This window comes from Sphingorhabdus sp. (assembly GCF_050921905.1).
Lineage (GTDB): Bacteria > Pseudomonadota > Alphaproteobacteria > Sphingomonadales > Sphingomonadaceae > Sphingorhabdus_B.
Map to the genome: position 1 here is coordinate 2189653 of NZ_CP050888.1, position 18582 is coordinate 2208234.

The 18582-nt window shown below is 55.0% G+C and carries 16 protein-coding genes; 6 read left to right on the top strand and 10 right to left on the bottom strand.

Annotated elements, in window-relative coordinates; all coding sequences use genetic code 11:
- Window position 1 precedes the first annotated feature (1 nt).
- The 3 genes from HEQ18_RS10680 (at window position 2) to HEQ18_RS10690 (ending at window position 5206) form a co-directional block, all read left to right on the top strand.
- The gene (locus HEQ18_RS10680; RefSeq protein WP_432814702.1) at window positions 2-1435 is read left to right on the top strand and encodes an NAD-dependent succinate-semialdehyde dehydrogenase; all 1434 of its coding nucleotides are present in this window, start codon (window positions 2-4) and stop codon (window positions 1433-1435) included.
- Entirely contained in the window at window positions 1432-2730 is a 1299-nt protein-coding gene (gabT, locus tag HEQ18_RS10685) for a 4-aminobutyrate--2-oxoglutarate transaminase (protein WP_432814703.1), read from the top strand. Before HEQ18_RS10680 ends, gabT begins: the two co-directional genes overlap by 4 nt.
- A 109-nt stretch (window positions 2731-2839) precedes the next feature.
- Window positions 2840-5206, top strand: a complete 2367-nt coding sequence (locus HEQ18_RS10690; protein WP_432814704.1) for a TonB-dependent receptor — start codon at window positions 2840-2842, stop codon at window positions 5204-5206.
- A 63-nt stretch (window positions 5207-5269) separates the two neighbouring features.
- Here the strand turns inward: HEQ18_RS10690 and HEQ18_RS10695 are convergent, their stop codons facing one another.
- Window positions 5270-6328: an AraC family transcriptional regulator gene (locus tag HEQ18_RS10695; protein WP_432814705.1), complete on the bottom strand. Its 1059-nt coding sequence runs from the start codon at window positions 6326-6328 to the stop codon at window positions 5270-5272.
- A gap of 271 nt (window positions 6329-6599) precedes the next feature.
- Here HEQ18_RS10695 and HEQ18_RS10700 point away from each other — a divergent pair, with 271 nt between their 5' ends.
- Both HEQ18_RS10700 and HEQ18_RS10705 read left to right on the top strand, forming a co-directional pair.
- A complete protein-coding gene (locus HEQ18_RS10700) occupies window positions 6600-6782 on the top strand; it encodes a hypothetical protein (RefSeq protein WP_432814706.1) in 183 nt (60 codons plus the stop codon).
- A 72-nt stretch (window positions 6783-6854) separates the two neighbouring features.
- Window positions 6855-7812, top strand: a protein-coding gene (locus tag HEQ18_RS10705) for an IS630 family transposase (protein WP_432814707.1) whose coding sequence is annotated in 2 segments (ribosomal slippage) — window positions 6855-7180 and window positions 7179-7812 — 960 coding nt in all. Because the reading frame shifts where the segments join, the coding sequence is not laid out codon by codon here.
- On the opposite strand, the gene HEQ18_RS10710 is transcribed toward HEQ18_RS10705, so the two are convergent.
- Window positions 7809-8036, bottom strand: coding sequence for a beta-galactosidase (locus HEQ18_RS10710; protein WP_432814708.1), 228 nt, complete (start codon window positions 8034-8036; stop codon window positions 7809-7811). The two genes, HEQ18_RS10705 and HEQ18_RS10710, sit on opposite strands and share 4 nt — an antisense overlap.
- A 96-nt stretch (window positions 8037-8132) precedes the next feature.
- Here HEQ18_RS10710 and HEQ18_RS10715 point away from each other — a divergent pair, with 96 nt between their 5' ends.
- Window positions 8133-8819, top strand: coding sequence for a TetR/AcrR family transcriptional regulator (locus HEQ18_RS10715; RefSeq protein ID WP_397605754.1), 687 nt, complete (start codon window positions 8133-8135; stop codon window positions 8817-8819).
- Here HEQ18_RS10715 and HEQ18_RS10720 read toward each other — a convergent pair.
- The 8 genes from HEQ18_RS10720 to HEQ18_RS10755 form a co-directional block, all read right to left on the bottom strand.
- On the bottom strand, window positions 8811-9569 hold the full coding sequence (locus tag HEQ18_RS10720; RefSeq protein WP_397605753.1) for a Coq4 family protein: 759 nt from the start codon (window positions 9567-9569) through the stop codon (window positions 8811-8813). The two genes, HEQ18_RS10715 and HEQ18_RS10720, sit on opposite strands and share 9 nt — an antisense overlap.
- Window positions 9570-9587: 18 nt before the next feature.
- The gene (locus HEQ18_RS10725; protein WP_397605752.1) at window positions 9588-10352 is read right to left on the bottom strand and encodes an SDR family NAD(P)-dependent oxidoreductase; all 765 of its coding nucleotides are present in this window, start codon (window positions 10350-10352) and stop codon (window positions 9588-9590) included.
- The gene (locus tag HEQ18_RS10730; protein ID WP_432814709.1) at window positions 10349-11290 is read right to left on the bottom strand and encodes an alpha/beta fold hydrolase; all 942 of its coding nucleotides are present in this window, start codon (window positions 11288-11290) and stop codon (window positions 10349-10351) included. The genes HEQ18_RS10725 and HEQ18_RS10730 overlap by 4 nt, the downstream gene beginning before the upstream one ends.
- Window positions 11291-11295: 5 nt before the next feature.
- Window positions 11296-12276: a VOC family protein gene (locus HEQ18_RS10735; protein ID WP_432814710.1), complete on the bottom strand. Its 981-nt coding sequence runs from the start codon at window positions 12274-12276 to the stop codon at window positions 11296-11298.
- Window positions 12273-13643 carry an MFS transporter gene (locus tag HEQ18_RS10740; protein ID WP_432814711.1) on the bottom strand — a complete coding sequence of 457 codons (1371 nt, stop codon included), beginning with the start codon at window positions 13641-13643 and terminating at the stop codon, window positions 12273-12275. The genes HEQ18_RS10735 and HEQ18_RS10740 overlap by 4 nt, the downstream gene beginning before the upstream one ends.
- Before the next feature lie 92 nt (window positions 13644-13735).
- Window positions 13736-14512 (bottom strand): SDR family NAD(P)-dependent oxidoreductase, encoded by a 777-nt coding sequence (locus tag HEQ18_RS10745; RefSeq protein ID WP_397605748.1) that lies wholly within the window; start codon window positions 14510-14512, stop codon window positions 13736-13738.
- Entirely contained in the window at window positions 14509-15792 is a 1284-nt protein-coding gene (locus HEQ18_RS10750; protein ID WP_432814712.1) for an alpha/beta hydrolase family protein, read from the bottom strand. The genes HEQ18_RS10745 and HEQ18_RS10750 overlap by 4 nt, the downstream gene beginning before the upstream one ends.
- 101 nt (window positions 15793-15893) lie before the next feature.
- On the bottom strand, window positions 15894-18242 hold the full coding sequence (locus HEQ18_RS10755; protein WP_432814713.1) for a TonB-dependent receptor: 2349 nt from the start codon (window positions 18240-18242) through the stop codon (window positions 15894-15896).
- Window positions 18243-18582: the final 340 nt, after the last annotated feature.

Genomic DNA, 18582 nt, shown 5'->3' on the forward strand with positions numbered 1-18582 from the left:
TATGTCGAATACTCTCTGGAACTTGATTAAGCGTTTTCTGGACGACAAGAATGGAATGCCGGTTTTGAACCCGGCTACCGGCGAACAGATTGCTGGGGTAAAAACTTATTCGACCGCTGAAATCGAAAGCATCATTGTACGTGCTGAACATGCGCGAAAGGACTGGGCAGCACTGACAGCCAAGGTTCGCGCGGAACGCCTGCGCGACTGGTATTTTCAGATCATGTCTTACCGCGACCAGCTCGCTTCGCTGTGTACAGCCGAATGCGGCAAGCCTCTGGCAGAATCTCTTAGCGAAGTTGTCTATGCTGCCAGTTTTATCGAATGGTTCGCTGAGGAAGCCAAGCGCGCCTATGGCGAAACCATTCCACCCTTTGCGAGCGGCAAAATGGTGCTGACGGTCAAGGAGGCTGTAGGCACATGCGCTGCAATAACCCCGTGGAACTTCCCGCTAGCTATGATTACGCGCAAGGTTGGTCCCGCGTTGGCGGCAGGCTGCGCAATGGTTGTGAAACCTGCCGAAGCGACACCATTATCAGCGCTCGCGCTCGAAGCGTTGGCCGCTCAGGCGCGCATTCCAGCAGACATTTTCAGGGTGGTGCCATCGCCCGAGCCCGCGCAAGTCGGCAAATTATTCTGCACCCATCCCCTCATTCGCAAAATCAGTTTTACGGGTTCAACACCGGTAGGCAAGCTGTTACTCGCTCAGGCCGCTGGGTCTGTTAAGCGTGTGAGTATGGAACTTGGTGGCAACGCACCTTTCATCGTTTTTGATGACGCTGATCTCGACGCGGCAATCGACGGCCTGATGATTTCCAAATTTCGCAACGCAGGCCAGACGTGCGTCTGTGCCAATCGCGTGCTCGTCCAGGACAGGGTGCATGATGTTTTTGTAGCGAAGCTGGTTAAGAGGGTAAAAAGTCTAAAAGTCGGTAATGGCTCGGAGCCGGGCGTGGAAATCGGCCCATTGATCGATGAAAGGGCAATGGCGAAGGTCACAGCGCTTGCAGCTGAGGCAACCGAGTCCGGAGCCGTCATTGCCTGTGGCGGCATTCCACACGCGGCGGGAAAGCGGTTTTTCACACCTACGGTTCTGACGGGTGTGTCGCAAGACATGCAAATTGCCCAGTCGGAGATTTTCGGCCCTATCGCACCGGTCATTCGCTTCACCGACGAAGCAGAAGCGATCCGTATCGCCAATGACACGCCTTTCGGACTCGCTGCTTATTTCTATGCCCGCGACGTAGGCCGCGTTTGGCGCGTCATGGCTGGCCTCGAATATGGCATGGTTGCAGTCAATGAAGGTGTGCTCTCTACCGAAATCGCCCCGTTCGGCGGTATCAAGGAATCCGGCCTCGGTCGCGAAGGTTCGCGCCATGGCCTCGATGAATATCTCGAACTCAAATACGCACTGATCGGAGGATTGTCCGCATGACCACCAACGCTGAACTCTGGCGCCGCCGCGAAGCAGCAGTACCGCAAGGCGTGTCATCCATACACCAGCGCTTTTTCGCGCGGGGAACCAATGCCGAGGCGTTCGACGAAGAAGGCAATCGCTACATCGACCTCGCCACAGGCATTGCAGTTTGTAATACCGGCCACGGCGATCCTCGCATAATTGACGCAGTCAAACGTCAGTTGGATGCTTTCTCGCATTGCTCGTTCCAAGTGACGCCTTATGAGAGCTATATCGCGCTTGCTGAACAGATGAATGCGCGCGCGCCGATTGCGGGTGAGGCAAAGACCATTTTCTTGACCACTGGGGCAGAAGCCCTGGAAAATGCCGTCAAAATAGCACGCGCGCACACTGGACGGCGCGGCGTAATCACGTTCCAGGGCGGCTATCACGGCCGCACCTTGCTGACGCTGGCGATGACCGGCAAGGTTCTCCCCTACAAAGCCAAGTTTGGCCCGATGCCCACAGACGTCTTTCACACGCGGTTTCCGATACCCTATCATGGTTTTTCTGACGAACAGGCGATCGAGGGGCTCAAGGCCCTGTTCGCTTCGTCGATCGAACCGTCGGCCGTCGCCGCCATCGTGCTTGAACCGGTACTTGGAGAAGGTGGATTCTACACTGCATCCTACAATTTCTTCAAGGCGCTCCGCGAGATCTGCGATGAGCATGGCATCCTGCTGGTGGCTGACGAGGTACAGACTGGTTTCGCGCGCACGGGCAAAATGTTTGCGATGGACTGGGTACGGGAAGCAAATGGTGTGACGCCGGATATAATGACAATAGCCAAGGCGATGGCCGGTGGTTTTCCGATCTCCGGAGTTATTGGCAGGGCCGATGTTATGGATGCACCTGATCCTGGTGGACTTGGCGGCACCTATGGTGGTTCGCCGCTCGGCTGTATTGCTGGACTCGAAGTCTTAAAAATTATCGAAAGTGACGATCTTTGCAGCCGTGCGGTTGCAATCGGTAACGAGATCAAAGCGCGGCTGCGTGCGCTTCAGCAGAGCGGTCTCAGCATGATTGGCGATGTGCGGGGGCCAGGAGCCATGATCGCGCTGGAACTGGTCAAAAATCGTGACGCCAGTCAGCCGGATCCCGATATGACCAAGCGCATCGTTCAGGAAGGAGCAAAGGAAGGTTTGCTGATGCTGTCTTGTGGTTTGCGTGGCAATGTTGTGCGTTTCCTTCCTGCCCTATCGGCGAGCGATGAGATTATTGACGAGGCGCTCGACAAGCTGGAGGCACTGCTCGGGCGCCTTGCCAAGCTTTGACCTTGATCTATATTGACCGCTTCTGCAAAGCGTTCGCATGAGCACGGCTTCATAGTGCCCGGAATAATTGGCATTTTCATTGCCATCATACCGGAGGAGAGCCTTGCTCATGCGAACTGCCCTAACACTCACCGTATCTACTGTCGCACTTGCCTTTGCTGCGCCAGTCGTGGCGCAAGAAACATCTCAGCAAGATGAGCAGGTCGCAGAAGAGGAAGCCGGTGGCTTCGGCGATATCGTTGTCACCGCCCAAAAGCGTGGCGAAAATCTGCAGCGCGTCCCGATTTCGGTTTCGGCCTATTCGGGCGAGCAGCTGGATGCGCTCGGCATTTCGGATGCAACCCAAATCACGCAGCAGATTCCCGGTATGCAGCTCAATGCATGGTCGCCCAATGTCACGATCTTCAATCTTCGCGGTGTCTCGCAGAACAACTTTACCGACTACCTTGAAGCACCAGTGGCTGTTTACATGGACGATGCCTATATGGGCTCGATCAACGGCATTTCAGGCCAGCTGTTCGACACCGCACGCGTCGAGGTGCTGCGCGGCCCGCAAGGAACGCTGTTTGGTCGCAATGCGACTGGCGGCCTCGTCCACTATATCAGCAAAGATGCCAGCAATGACGAATTCAATGGCTATGCCGAAGCCAGCTATGAACGCTTCGACCGGCGCTCGCTTGAGGGGGCTGTTGGCGGTTCGCTGACGCCAGGTCTGCGATTCCGTCTCGCGGGGCGCATTGTGAACGCGGACGGTTACATCAAATCGGCAGCTGCGATTCCCGGCACCTTTGATGGCAACGGCCAGGATATCGGCAGCGAGGACGGCTGGGCGCTGCGTGGAACGATCCAAGCTGACCTCGGTGACCGCGGCAAGATCGACCTTTGGGTCAAGCACAGTGAAGACAATGATGTCGCCACCGGTGGCTATGTTCTCGACAATTGCGATCTGCTCGCGAATGGCTATTGCCACGTCAACGCGGCTGGCCTTTCCGATGGCACGGGTGGGGTAATCAACGGCCTCACCGGCGCGTCCGCAAGCCCTTTTGAGAATTTCTCGAACGACTTGGGGCTTTTCAGCCGGACCACCGACATCTTCCAAGGCAAGATCACTTATGATCTTGGCGGAATCGACCTAACTTCGATCACCAACTACACGAAGCTATCCAAGAACTATCGGGAGGATGGAGACGCCCTGCCAACCACGGTCATCCAGTTCCTTACGGACGCCCGCTACAAGCAGTTCAGCCAAGAGCTTCGCTTGTCAGGTGACAGTGACCGCTTTCGGTGGCAGGCTGGTGCATATTTCTTGGACATGAAGATCAACGGTCAGATCACCACGATTGGCGCACCTGTGCTTGGCGCTGCTTTGGCGATCAACGGGGGGGCCAATGACCCGCGGGTGGCTGAAGACTATGATCTGCACTCGAAGAACTGGTCGTTATTTGGTCAGGTAGAGTATGATCTTTCCGACAAGTTCACCCTCGTTTCGGGCCTGCGCTATTCGAAGGATACTAAGTCGATCGATTACATTTCGCGACTGATCGATTCGGGCTTTCCAACCGTGGTGCGCGCTACCGATGAGAGCTTTGCGGCAGCTAATCCGGGCGTCAACGCGATCAGTTACGGAGATTGGGCTGCTCGATTAGGCCTTAACTACAAACCCAATGCCGATACCCTTGTCTTCCTCTCATGGAACCGGGGAATCAAAGGCGGAAACTGGACTCTTAGTTCCGATGTCACGCCTGACAGCTTTCAACATGATCCAGAAACACTGAATTCGATCGAAGGCGGGATCAAATGGTCCAGTTCAGACCGCTCGCTCAAGGCCAACCTGACCGGTTATCACTACATTTATGATAACTATCAGGCATTCTCGGTGCTTGGCGGCCTGCCGCAGGTCAGCAACACCGATGTCCGGGCAACCGGCGCTGAATTCGAACTGTTTTGGCAGCCTAGCGATCGCATCAATGTGAACCTCGGAGCAACCTGGCAGACCAACAAAGTGAAGAGCGTCCTCGGTCCAGGCTCACAGTTCGGCCCTGAATTTTTCCCCGGTGCTCCAAACGCGCAATATTGTGTCAACCAGAACGATGGCAGCTTCTTCTGCGATTATCCGCAAGACACGATCACCGATGCCAAATTGCCAAATGCACCGCGATTCAGTCTCAATTACCTCTTCCGGTACAATGTCGACATGCTTGGTGGGAACCTTGCAGCCCAGTTTGACGGTGCGAGGTACGGAAGGCAGTTCCTCGAGGTTACCAATGGACCATCTTCGATCCAACCGGCTTATAATGTGTCGAACGCCTCGCTCACATGGACAAGCGCCAATGATCGTTTCTCGTTACAGGTCTTTGGACGCAACATATTCGATGAGCAATATCGTGCGTACACACTCAATCTGGGTATTCTCGGTACGACTTCGGTATATGCGAAGCCAGCCACTTACGGCGTGACCGGTACTGTTCGCTGGTAGGAAGGACATTGCTGTTATAACGGGTGCGCTCAAGCTGCAAAACAGCAGGAGCGCATTGCGCATTCAGGTGTTTGGACGCGATGCCCCGGTTCGGCGAGCGGATGTCAATTTCGAGTTGATCTTTCGCCACTTCGAGGGTGCCGCGCCAACGTGCTTTTGGAAAGATCGCGTGAAGCTTGCCGCTTCTGCATAGCCGCAGGCAAGCGCTATATCTGCAATTGATCTGTTGCTTGACGTCAGCAACTGCCGAGCATGGCCGATCCTGCGCTCCGTCACGAGGCTCCCAAAACGTTCGCCTTCTGCGTTCAAGCGGCGCATCAGCGTTGTCCGCGAACAGCCGAGTCTCTGCGCAACCAGTTCAAGCGAAGGCAGGTTGTCAGGAGCATTTGAGATGAGGATGTCACTAACGCGCTCCACAGTTGTAAGATTATGCGAGTGATCGTGCATCCGAGCCTTGAGATGGCCGGCGATGATTGGAAACAGTTCAGTGCTCAGCGCTGTTGACCCGCGATTGAGCAGATCGGCCGACAAGTATATCCGGTTTTGAGACTGCTCGAAATAGACCGGGCAGTCGAAATAGCTTTCGTACCATGACAGCGCACCAACCCGCTCATGTTCGAAATGCACCTCGACCGGCGCTGTTTGCCCGCCAAGATATCGGCGCGTCAGATTGTACATGACGCCAATTGAATATTCGCTGTCCTGTCGGCGAGGCGTAAGCGCGTCATCCCGAATACCGTAGCTGAAGTGACTGGTTTTATCGTCGATCACGAATGCATTGAATGTCGATTCCTGCAAGGCGTCGAGATATTCGGTAAAGGTCTGAAATGCCTGGGCTAAAGACGGTGCACTCAAGAATAGGAAACTGAGTGGGCCGAGCCCGTCCGCACCCATGACCCGCGCAGCATGCATCCCAAAATGCTGGTTGCCAGAGGTTTCTGCTGCAGCCTCGAAGAAACGGACATAGGCAGCCAGCGGCACAGCATGATCACGATTGTCGATTTCCTCCGGCCCAATGCCATAATGGTCGAGCAGTTCTGCCGACGGAACACCCGCGAGTTCCAAGCAATCCCGAATGTGGCGGACGATCTGCGTGGATATTGTAGGAATGGGTGATGCCACTATGTATTAGCCTTTCAGGTACAGTCCATTCTCAGTATCCGCCGGAATAACTTGCGCGCATAGCATCGTCCAACGCAGCCGGGCACTTTGCAAGTGTGGCCGATTTCGCTTGGACAGCGTCTTGAATTATCTTTCCCATCGCGAATGCACCAGATGGCCTGAAATGCCAATCGTTAGTCGGAATGCCTACCTAGCTTCAACCAGTTTCGTCCGTTTCAGCCACAGTTTTGTAAGGCTGGATCGACATCGAGATATTGGGGAGAATTTGCACATGTCCAACACGATCCATTGGTTGATGAAGTCAACTGCACTCAGTAGCCTATTGGTATCGGCGATACCCGCCTTTGCCCAGGAAAATGGTAGCGTACAGACCGCTGAGACCGAGAGCGGGGACATCATCGTTACTGCACAGCGCCGGTCAGAAAGTGTGCAAGATATTAGAGCGGCGCATTGAATATGTGAATCATACAATTCTTGGGATTCCCTTTGATTGAGAACTGTGATTCACTGCTCATGGAGGTGGATCATGGGCAAAAGCAGTTCGTCGGATTTACGGGTTCGGATCGTTGGAGAGATTGAGAGCGGTCATTCATGCCGGGCAGCAGCTCGCCGATTTGGGGTGAGTGCTGCCACTGCGGTTCGGTTGGCGCAACGCAAGGCGCGGACGGGATCGATCACGCCGGAGAGGCAAGGTCGTCCGCCGGGCAAGGGGCCGCTGTCGGCGCATGCGGATGTTCTGATCAGCTGGGTCGATGCCGAAGGTGACATCACGATGCCGGAACTGGCGGACCGGTTGTTTAAGGAGCACGGGGTGAAGGCACATCCAGCTTCCCTGTCTCGGTTGCTGCTTGCGCACGGATTTACCGTCAAAAAAAACTCTGCTGGCGAGCGAAACCGATCGCGCTGACATTGTTCGTGCCCGGCGCGTATGGCAGGCACACCGCCAGCCTTGGATGAAGAGGCGCCCGGAAAGGCTGGTCTTTATTGACGAAACCGGGACCACGACCAAGATGACACGGCTGCGGGGGCGGGCGCGCCGAGGACAGCGGCTGAAGATGAAGGCCCCGTTCGGTCATTGGGGAACACAGACCTTCATCGCGGCCTTGCGCCATGACGGCCTCAATGCTCCGTGGATCATTGACCGTCCCATGAACCGAAAAATCTTTGAAACCTATGTGGAAACCCAGTTGGCCCCAACGCTCCAGCGCGGTGACGTGGTGATCCTCGACAACCTATCGAGCCACAAAAGCGAGAAGGCCAAAGCCATCCTCAAAGAGCGCGGGGCGTGGTTCCTCTTTCTGCCGCCCTACAGTCCAGACCTGAACCCAATCGAGATGGCGTTCGCCAAACTCAAGGCGCATCTGCGCAAAGCAAAAGCACGCACCATCGATGACCTGTGGAAGGCCGTTGGATCAATCTGCGACCTTTACACCCCGGAGGAATGCTGGAACCATCTCAAGCACGACGGATATGTTGCAGATTAAATGCACGAAACTCTAATGGATTGGTCGAGCGATGCCCAGTTGAATTGACCCGGTTCGGGTTCGATCCGGGTCCACGCAAACTGTCCTATTCGCACCTGCGAAAGGCAGGTTTCAGACACCAGGTGGGCGTCTTTGGCCCGGAGATTTTCTAGCCAATGTTCGGGATAGTAACACACGCCTAACTTCATAGTCGGCGGATTGAGCGATTGCGTTGAGACTGACATATATCTAGCCTTGCCCTTCGCGCCGGTGGCGGGCAAACCATCTAGCGGAGATACCTAAAGATATGGGTTCCCACGTCCGGTTTTCCGGGCGCGAAAATGAGTAAAGGTTACAACGTGATATCAGACGCCACACAAAGTGCTCTGCCGAAGTCTCAGAAACGGGTCCGTCTCGCCCCAAGCGAACGGCAGGCCCTTATCCTGGATCATGTTGCCGAGATTGTGGCTCGGGAAGGTGTTTCGGCCTTGTCGATGGATCGCATCGGGCGTGAAGCGGGTATAAGCAAGTCGCTGGTCTACAATTATTTTCCGAATATCACTGAGTTGCTGAGACTTCTTCTGCAACGTGAATGGCGACGCTTGCGGCGACAACAGGTCGAGGCCGCGCAAAAAGCTAATACTTTCGAGGATTTGGTTCGTTCGGTTACCCATGTTTACCTCAAATATATTGATGAGCGGGGTATGTTGATCGAACGGTTGCAAGCCGAACCATCAGTTTCTGCTATTCACGACCCCACAGAGTTCGGTCGAGACACCGCCGTTAGCTATCTGGCCGAAATTGTGAGCGAACATTTCGATTTGCCTCCTGATATCGCCAGAGCAGCAACAGACATCAGCTTTGGTTTACCGGCCGCTGCGGGTGCCTATTTGTTGCAACGCAAGCTCAGCCGAGAAGCGCTTGAAGATTTAACTGTCACCATGATCCTAGGGACGCTGACTGAGATCAAGCGTGAGCATACAAATCGGCACCAGCCGATCCGGCGTCAACAACCGGCATCAATCTGAGCGCTCAACTGACGGCTTTAGAAGCTCGGGCGTGCGCTCGGGCGGCGTGTCCGCGCGCGCAACGGGATCGCGCTGCAACCCAAATTCGGCGCGAATGTCATCCAAGGGTTCACCGAGACGATGCTCAAACTTCACGAACTGGACGCTGCGGGCGCGCCGGCCAAGGGCCCAACCATCGGTGATTGCATCCATCCCCGGCTTGATTAGGTAGGGATCGACCAACGTCATATGACTGGTCACAACGGCAATCCACATGGCAGCATAAGGATAGTCCATCTGGGCCAGTTGGAATGCCTGAATTGCAAGCTCACCCAGTGGTGTAGCCGGATAGCCGGTCAGGACATGATGAAGATCATGTGTCTGAAAGCCACGTAACACCTTATAAGCTAATGCAGGTGGCATGCGATCAATTTTACCGCTTTGTAGCAATTCCTCATGCCTAGCGTGGTAACCAGCCGCCAAATGTTCAACCAGTTTATTGTCGACCATGAAAGCGCGGTAAGCATGGCCCAAAGTGCCTGGACCATAGCTGTCGAGCGAACCAATTCCAAAATCCGGTGCAAGCCATCCTTCCCGAGCCAGCGGTCCATGGTCCGGGTGATCGAGGATTGCTGCTTCGTACTTCGCAATCACGTCAGCCGGAGCTGTTTCCCACCATTCGTTGAACAACCAGTCGATTCCGTAGGTGTAGAAATTGTCGATGCTTTTGAGGAATTTCTCCCCGAAACCGCGTTCGATCTGCGAAACCATGTCAGCCTCCTCTTCGGGTTACTTGGCCAAGGTGCCGCCATCGACCGGCACAAGAGCACCGGTCATGAAAGCGGCGGCATCGCTGACCAGAAACGCCAAGGCCTCGGCCACTTCCTCTGGCGTGCCATAACGCGCCATGGGGATACCCTGTGCCAGTTGCGGCCGGGCCGCCTCTGGGTTGTCGGGCGAAAGGCGGCGCTCGAGTTGAAACATCATTTCGGTTGCCGTCGGACTGGGGCAGATCGCCAGCACACGCACCCCGTGCGGCGCCAGCGCAATGGCCGCGGACTTGGTCATTCCGTTCACCGCATGCTTGCTGGCAGTGTACCCAAAGATGTTGCCGCTGCCGCCAAAGCTCGACACCGAGGATGTGTTGACGATCACACCGTGGCGATTGGTAAGCATGTGATGGCCGACATACTTTAGCCCCAGGAAGACCCCTTTGACGTTCACCGCCATAATCCGGTCAAATTCTTCTTCTGGATAGTCGAGCGCATTGGCTATCGCACCCGATATCCCTGCGTTGTTGAACAGGATATCAACCCGCTCACCCAGCGTGAGTCCAACGTCGATCGCCCGTTGCCAATCGGCAGCATTCACGACATCACCGGCCAGACTGGCAACGCGACCAGCGGACAAGGCAGTGCTAAAATCGGCCTCTGGCCGATCAAACGCGACCACGCTCGCACCGCCGGCGCACAGGCGATGCACGGCCGCAAGGCCAATTCCACGGGCAGCCCCGGTGACGATGGCAACGCGGCCTGCAAGGGTTTGTTCTGTCATGCGGTAACTTCCTTTGAGATCGGCCGGATTGGGTGTTGAGCGAGGAATTTAGTGATCAATGCTGCGCAACGTTCAGGGGCATCGCGGTGCGGGACATGTCCAGCGGCTGGCAGTCGCGTGAGGATAGCCTCCGGGCAGGCATGGACGATGGCGTCCGCCATGGCGGGCACAAAAACGGTATCCTGATCGCCCCAGATAATCTGGACGGGGCACTCGATGTGGAATTCATTCAGACAGTCGTTGCCAAATTCTGCATCGATATCCGGCACATCAAAAGGCGCTGCACGATACCAAGCCAACATCGCTTGCCACACACCTTTTCGGGTCCAGGCATGCCGATAGGCCGCAATGTCAGCATCATTCAGCAATCCATGGCGATAAGGTTGCGCCAAGAAACGCGCGATCAAAGCATCGACATTGGCTTCGTTGAACAGTGCATCTGCCTCGGCGGAACGCAGCATGGTTATATATTGGGACGCAAGGCGCTGGCTGGGGTCACTCCAGATCATGCTTTGCAGCACTGCAGGCGGCGGCGCGTTAAAGACGGTAAGGCTGGCTGCTTTATGCGGATGTTTTTCCGCAAAGGCGAACGCCAGAACGCCACCCCAATCATGTCCACATAGATGCACCATCGGCAAATCAATCGCATCAATCACGGCCGCGACATCGTCGATCAAATGCTCCAGCCGGTAGCTTTCAATCTCCGGCGGGCGCGAGGTCAAACCATAGCCACGCAGATCCGGCGCAATCAGCCTGAATTCCGGTGCGAGACGTTCTGCAAGGGGGCGCCATGCGGCCGCGTGGTCGGGGAAGCCGTGCAAGAAGAGAATTGGCTCGCCGTGCCCCTGCTCCAAATAATGAAAATCCAGTCCATTGGCTTCGACATAGCGGCTCATCGGGGAAGCGGAGGCGGCAGCAGAGCCCGAGGTGAAGGACATCGAGGTTAGGCCTCTGTAACCGTCGCGGCCAATCCATCGCGATATGCGGTTCGCGCAGCATCGACCTTATGACCATTGGCTTCTTGCAACATTGCAGCGACGGTCAGTTGTTTGTCGGTGCCGGGTTGCAGCACTTCAAAAACATTACCATCAGGATCGCGTCCGAAGAAAAGCCAGGCATTTCCAAACGCATGGGGCGGCCCGTGCAACTCGACGCCATGCGCCATCAGCCGAGCATAGTCGGCTTCGATATTGTCGCTTTCAAAACATATATGGTTCCAACCTGGCGCTGCCAGATTGCGCCTGTCTCGTGGCAAGGTTGGCGGATGCGCATAGCACCAGAACTCGAGCTCGGCATTGGCGAGCCGCGACCAAGCGCCCGTGAAACATATATCCGAAAGTCCGGCCACATGATCGAATTTAGGACTGGGGCCGAAACTGCCTTGGCGATGAATTTCGATTCCGGTCAGCAGCGCATAAAAATCAGTCAGCTTGCGGATATCTGGAGTGACCAGCGCAACGTGCGCAAACCAGGGGCGGTTTACATCCGCCGGTGCCCAAGGTGTTCCCTCAAGTTCCAGAAGATTGCCTTCGGGATCACGGATATAGACATAGCTGTTGCCCGTTCCCAACCCCGCGGGTCGTGCATGCGAAGCTGCGCCTGCGGCAACCAGTCCATCATACAACCGGTCAGAAATCTCGCTTTGCAGGCAAATATGACGGATTCCGGCCGAATAGACCGCCTTATCTTCTGGAATTATTTCAGTTCTGCAGGCATATTCGAACAGTTCCAGGCATCCCAAACTACCCTGCAGAAATGCGCCTCGAGCAGAGGCATTATCGAGTTGCAGAATTGCGCGATTGCTAGCGCTGTCTTCTACGCCAAATCGGTAGGAGAGATTATAGGCGTGTTGGCTGGTATAGAAGTCGATTGCCGCATCCAGATTGAGCACAGAAAGTCCGATATGATGCAGCCCTGTGATCACGCTATTCTCTCTCCAGAAGATGCGTCCGCCATTCGTGCATCGATTTCGGCGCGGATGTCGCGATGGCGGGCCTCTGTCAAAGTATAATGCCAAGCCATGTACGCGGCAATCAGCACCAAGACCGCTGGAATAACGCTATAGCTGATCGTTAAGGCTAGCAGCGGCTCGGCTCTACTCTCACCGGCAGACACATAACCGACACTGCCAAGTAACAACAAAGGCAGACCGGAGCCAGCAGCATATCCCATCTTCTGGACCATAGCCGTCACTGCATAAAACAGCCCCTGTTGGCGATCCAAAGTGTCCGCGGTATCGATATCTGTAGTATCCGCGATCATCGCGTGCGGCAGCATCAGCACGGCACCATAACATGCACCTTTCAGGATGAAGAGGGCGGTAAAGACATACACCCCACCCTTTGGCACAAAGAACATCAACGCATTGGTTGCCGCGACGATGACGAGCGCCAAGGCAAGGGCGCGGTGTTTTTCGATCCGCTTGGCGAGCCACACCCAACCGGGCACAACGAGGAGCGCTGCGAGGAAATAGAGGAAGTATATGACGCCGATATTGGGAACGCCGACAACGTCGCGCGCAAAAAACACGGTGATCGTCTGACGGAAAACTTCGCCCACCGTTGCCACCAGCACCAACAAAGTTACCTGCAAGAAAGCGCGGTTGGAACCAAGCATTTTCATCGCCTTGGTTATGCTGAACGGGGCCTTGCGGATTGGAGCTTCAGGCTCTGGAACAAAAAAGAAGGCAAGCGCGGCGCATAGCGGCAGCAAAGTTATGATAACGACGCTTAATGCCGACATCACATCTGCGCTGGTCATTCCAGGCTGCATTTGTACATAGGCAGGGATGAGTGTCGATGTGATCAGGCCGGCGATGCTGAATGCCTGTGAAACCGAACTTATTCGGGTTCGAACATGATAATCTTCTGAAAGTTCCGCCGCCCATGCATGATAGGGTAGCAATAGCATCGTGTAGCCCAGATAAACCAGCGCCACCGCGGCAAGGAAATAGGTGATATCAATACCCGGCGAGGGCCTGAATAGCAGATAGACCCCTGCCATCATCGTCACTGATCCAAAAATCAGCCAAACCCGTCTGCGCCCGATTTTGGGGCGCCAGCGATCGGAAATGATTCCGATAATCGGATCGGTTATGAAATCGGATAGTCGTGCCAGGATTAATGAAATCCCGATGAGCTGCAGAGCCAATTGCATCTGCCCAGAATAGAGCGGAGCCAGATAGATTGCGATCGGTAGCCCGATCATCCCAAGGGGCAATTGCACAGACCCGAAGGCAAGAATTCGCCACAAGCCTATCTGTTGCTCTTCACGGCCCGATGCTGATGCCACTTATGCCCTCTCCCAAATTCGACTGTGCAAACCGTTTCTTGAACGATTTGCGCGATCATCTCCCTTGAAATCCGATGGTGTACCGGGTCCAATCATAAAGGAAAAATCGAATGGCCGCCGTCAAGCACCAGCGCTTGACCGGTCATGAAATTGCTTTGCTTGGATGCAAGGTAAACCGCGATACCTTCCATGTCCGACAATTGTCCAATATTGCCGGACGCTGCCCGGCGGCGACACCCGTCTTGAAAGGCTTTGGGCGTGTTCAGCGACATTTCGGTCTCGATGAACCCGGGCAGGATTGCGTTAACCTGGATATTGCTGCGTCCCAGTTCGATTGCAAGTGATCGGACCAGTCCTGTCACGGCCGATTTGGTCAGGCAGTAACCAGCGGAATTGGGTAGCCCAAGTAGCGCCGCCACCGAAGATGTGACTATCAACTTACCCCCCGCTTTGCGCTCTTGCCAGTGACGCGTTGCAAGCTGAAACGTGTCGATCACGCTAAGGATATTGAGCTCGTTCGTGTCGAGCCAGGCTTGCCGATCCATATCGACGAACGCACCTCTGGCGCCCGCGCCACCTGCGTTGGCAAAACAGCTGTCGATTTTTCCGAAAGCATTAATAGTGCGATCAAATGCCGCAGCGGTAGACGCCGGGTCAGTCACGTCAGCTTCGAAGCTCTGGGCGCGGCCACCCATCGCAACCAGTTCAGAAACCGCCTTAGCATTCTTGGCCTCGTTCCGTCCCCACACCGCGATTTGCGCCCCCGCCTTGACTAGACCTTGTGCCATGGCAAGGCCAAGTCCGCCATTGCCGCCTGTTACCAGGGCGACGTGGCCGTTAAGATCGAAAAAATTGTGTATGTTATTCATTTACCTGCCGATTTGTGATGAAGTTCTAACCCACGCGCCCAACGACGCTGAAATCCGCGCCAGTAACCTGGCTGGTCATCGCCTGCCGTGATGCCGCCCCATGTCTGACCAAATCTGCTGGACCACTGACCTTGGTTGGCGAATGGTGTTGGCACTTCGAGATACATACGTTTCTTTTCTTCGGCCTTCAACTCAAGGTCAAGGAATGCACCGATGAAATGCGCGTTTATCATTTCGATCCGTTCCTTGCGCCACACAGGATCGGTAAGGAACTCGATCGTTGGAAAGTCAGCATCTGATGGGATTGTCACAGGATTTCCTGCAATGTTATGCGCGGCCTCGCGATAGACGAGAAGGTAACGGTCTGTGCCTTGCGCGGCATGGAAAAGCCGTTTTACCCCGCGCTCGTAATCGACAACATCGTCTTGATCGCCCGCCACAAGGAGCAGCGGCATACGCAGGCTGGCAAGCGCAGTATCCTGCCAGACCGCTGCGCCGGGTTGGCCACCCCAAGGGGCAAGCGCGACCACAGCCTTAATTTTCGATGCTAGGGCCGGATCCGGAATAGGAAGCTGGGCGCGCATAGCTGGCGATAACTGGGCAAAGGCAGGGGCTGCTGGATCAAGTGCCGCGCCGGCTGTGGTCAAGCTGCCATAGCCGCCCATGGAGAAACCGAGGAGGCCGATGGCATTCGGATTAACCTGTTCAGCGACCTGTGGCGCCAATTTGGCGCCGAGAATAGCATTCAGAACCGCTCGTTGGTCCCGTGTCCTGTTGATGAGAACCCCACCGAAAGAAGCTGCAAATGAACCCATATCCGTGAAAGGTTGGTCACGGTGATCGATTGAGGCAACCACATAGCCCCGCGATGCAAGCGTCTCTCCAAGGCGGCTCATATGTTCTGCCCAGCCGCCATAGCCATGAGACATGACGACAAGCGGGAAGGTTTGCCCAGCGATCGGCTTGGCGTCGGAGACGGCTATGCCAGTTTCCGCAATATTCAGCGGTTGCTGGCCGGGCAATGCACGACGGTGCTTGTAAAGCGCTCTGGTGGAAGAGTCATTAGTAACGGCAGGATACCAGAAGCGAACGCTTATGGTACGATCGCCGACAGCCAGATCATGCATGCGCGTACCGATGCCAAAAGCACCGACTATTGCCAGTTCAGGCATTTCGGCTGAGTGAACTGCGGTCGGCTTTGTAGACTGGACTTGTCCTTGCGCCGTTCCAGCAGACATCGCTGCGATTAAGGTTACAAGGGCTATGATCGGTCGCGGCATGATTGAGATGGTCCCGTTACTGCTTCGTCGGAGCGGCAGGCGAAGGGGTTAGCTTCGCCTGCCCTGGCAGGAGGGGCTGCCAGTAGATCAATTTGGTCTGCTTACTGAAAGCCAACGCGAAGGCTTAGGCCGAAGGTCCGCGGATCCAATAGGAAAGCACTACGGAAACTGCCTACCAATTCGGAGTTCACTTCCAGCCAAGTGATGCTGTCCTCATTTGCCAGATTCTTGACAAAAGCAGTTACGCTCCAATCCTTCTTGCTGTTAGCAATCTGGACCGAAGCATCGAGTTGGCTCCAACTACCCACGCGGTCTGCCGGTACGTTGAATTCGCGTGAGTGAAAGCCGGACTGCGAATAGAAATCGACGCGCGGGCGAACGGCCCAGTCGTTTCCTGCCTCAATCGTGTATTCCGCAGCCAACTTTAGCGTACGGCGCGGCGCATTCGGAAGCTGATTACCCTGGAGCTGGAACAGTGCCTTGCCACGAGACGGGTCAGATGAACGGAAATCGCTGCGGACCGTTGCGTTCAGTAGACCAAGATTGGCCTCAAGGCGTAGGGGCTCTATCGGCGTAAAGACCAACTCAGCTTCTAAACCCCTCACCCGCGACTTTGGAATGTTGGTGTTCGCCACAGCGGTTCCGACAAGGTTGCCAACGATCAGGTTGGAGTATTCGTAATTGAACAAGGCCAGGTTCAATCGGCCCTTTCCGTCCATGAACGTATTCTTGGCGCCAAGTTCGTAGGCATCGATGACCTCGGATTCGAAAACCGGAATAGTGTTGTTGCCTGGGTTGAATCCACCGGATTTAAACCCGCGCGAGAACGACAAATATATATTGGTATCCTGCGTAAATGAAACCGCCGGCTTCCAGTTTAGGATCGCGCGTCCAGTGACCTTGTCAAAGTCCGCATCCCCTATGAAATAGGGGCTTAATGCAAAAAGGCCGGAAGCGGTTTCGATATGCTTTTTATCATGAGTGTAGCGCAGTCCACCGGTAAGCTTGAGATTCTCTGCAAGATCGGCATAGGCTTCACCGAAAACGGCATAAGATTCAACCTGCCCTAAACGCGTGCTGAACTTTGATACAGCGCCGGACAATCGGTTGGCCGGCATCCAGGTGTCGACGTAACCGGAGCCACGCGAGTTCAGATAAAAGCCACCCAAGATAAAATTAAAGCGCCCATCCAAGCGTGAAGCAAGGCGTAGCTCCTGGCTGAACTGCTTTTGCGTGCCGCCGCCAGTCTGCGACGTGCGGTATTCCGTTGTGGTTACCGGACGACCTGACAGCAAGTAGGTCATCACGCCGTTGCCATTACCGGCATCAGGGATCACGTGGCTCCCGAAAGTACCGGGAATAAAGGCATTGGGCCGATATCCCTGATCGAAATCACGCTCGCTTGAGTTGTTGCCGTCACGCAGACCGCTCACTGCAGTGAGCGTAAGATTCCCTAGCTCTTGATTAATCTCCAGAGTCGCCAGGAAGTCCTCGGCTTTCTGGAACGGTTTTACGTCGATCACAACTTCGCGCAGATTGGTCGGATTTGTCGCAAAGCTATTAGGTCGAACACGCCCCGCGAGAAAGATGTTGTCGATGGTGAAGTTGGTTGTCGGGAACGCTGCTGAAACTGAATTTGGAGAACAGCCAAAGGCCGGATCGGGCGTGCAGAGCGACTTGGCAGCGTTCTGCCGATCTGAATCCTCCTTGAAATATGTCAACGTAAGGTCGACCGTTGTGGAACTCGAGGGTTCAAAGCGCGTACTAGAGCGCAAGGTGAACTGGTTGCGACCATCAACCATGGAACCATCGAGCAGGTTCTTTGTATAGCCATCCCGATTGATGTAATTGGCCGCGAAGCGTTGAGAGAGGCCGTTAGCCAGAGGGATGTTGATAGCCGCATTGGTTCGAATGCCGCGCGGGCTTTCGCCTTGGAGTTCTAAATAACCTTCGAAGCTGTCCGTCGGTCGGCGCGTAACGAAGTTGATGGCGCCGCCAGTTGTATTCCGACCGAACAAGGTGCCCTGCGGGCCACGCAGAACTTCTATCCGCTCCATGTCGAAGAATTCGCCGAAACTGCTACCGGACTGCAAGAACACGCCATTCACGAGAACGCCGATATTGGTGTCGCCCGTTCCGCCGTATGAGGCGGACCCGACGCCGCGGATGGTAATGTTACGGTTGGCCGAAAGCGTGACATTAGGTGCGTTGAACTGAAGATCTTTGCTGTCCTCTACGCGCGCCGCTTCGAGTGCCGCGGCATTCAGCGCCGTTATCGCGATCGGAACATCCTGGACATTTTCGGCTTTCTTCTGTGCCGTTACTACGATCATATCACGATCGTCGGCGGAGTCATTATTTTCGGCCTGCGCGAATGCAGGTGCCGCGAAGGCAACCCACGCGATGGCCAAGGCAGATGCGCCGATTGACGGAAACTGGATTTTTGACATTTTTTCCTCCCTTTGCTGTTGGCCATAGGTTTAATATAACTGGAAGGTTAGTCAATAGAGATGATTTAATCGCATATTTCTAAGCCAAACAAACGAATTTTTCACATATTATGGTCATTTATTGACTGATATAACAATAATCGCATGCCGGTCTGAAATCTGCTGATGGACTGGGCTATACCAAGTCTCATTGATTAGGTCCTAGAACTTATGGGCCCATTGACGCAGACCAATGGACATGATTTTCTGGGGTTCCGGTGACAGGTGCGTCATCCCCAAAATAGATCTGGCTTGCAATGTAGGATTTGGTTTGAGATTCTGTACGCTACGCCCGCAATTG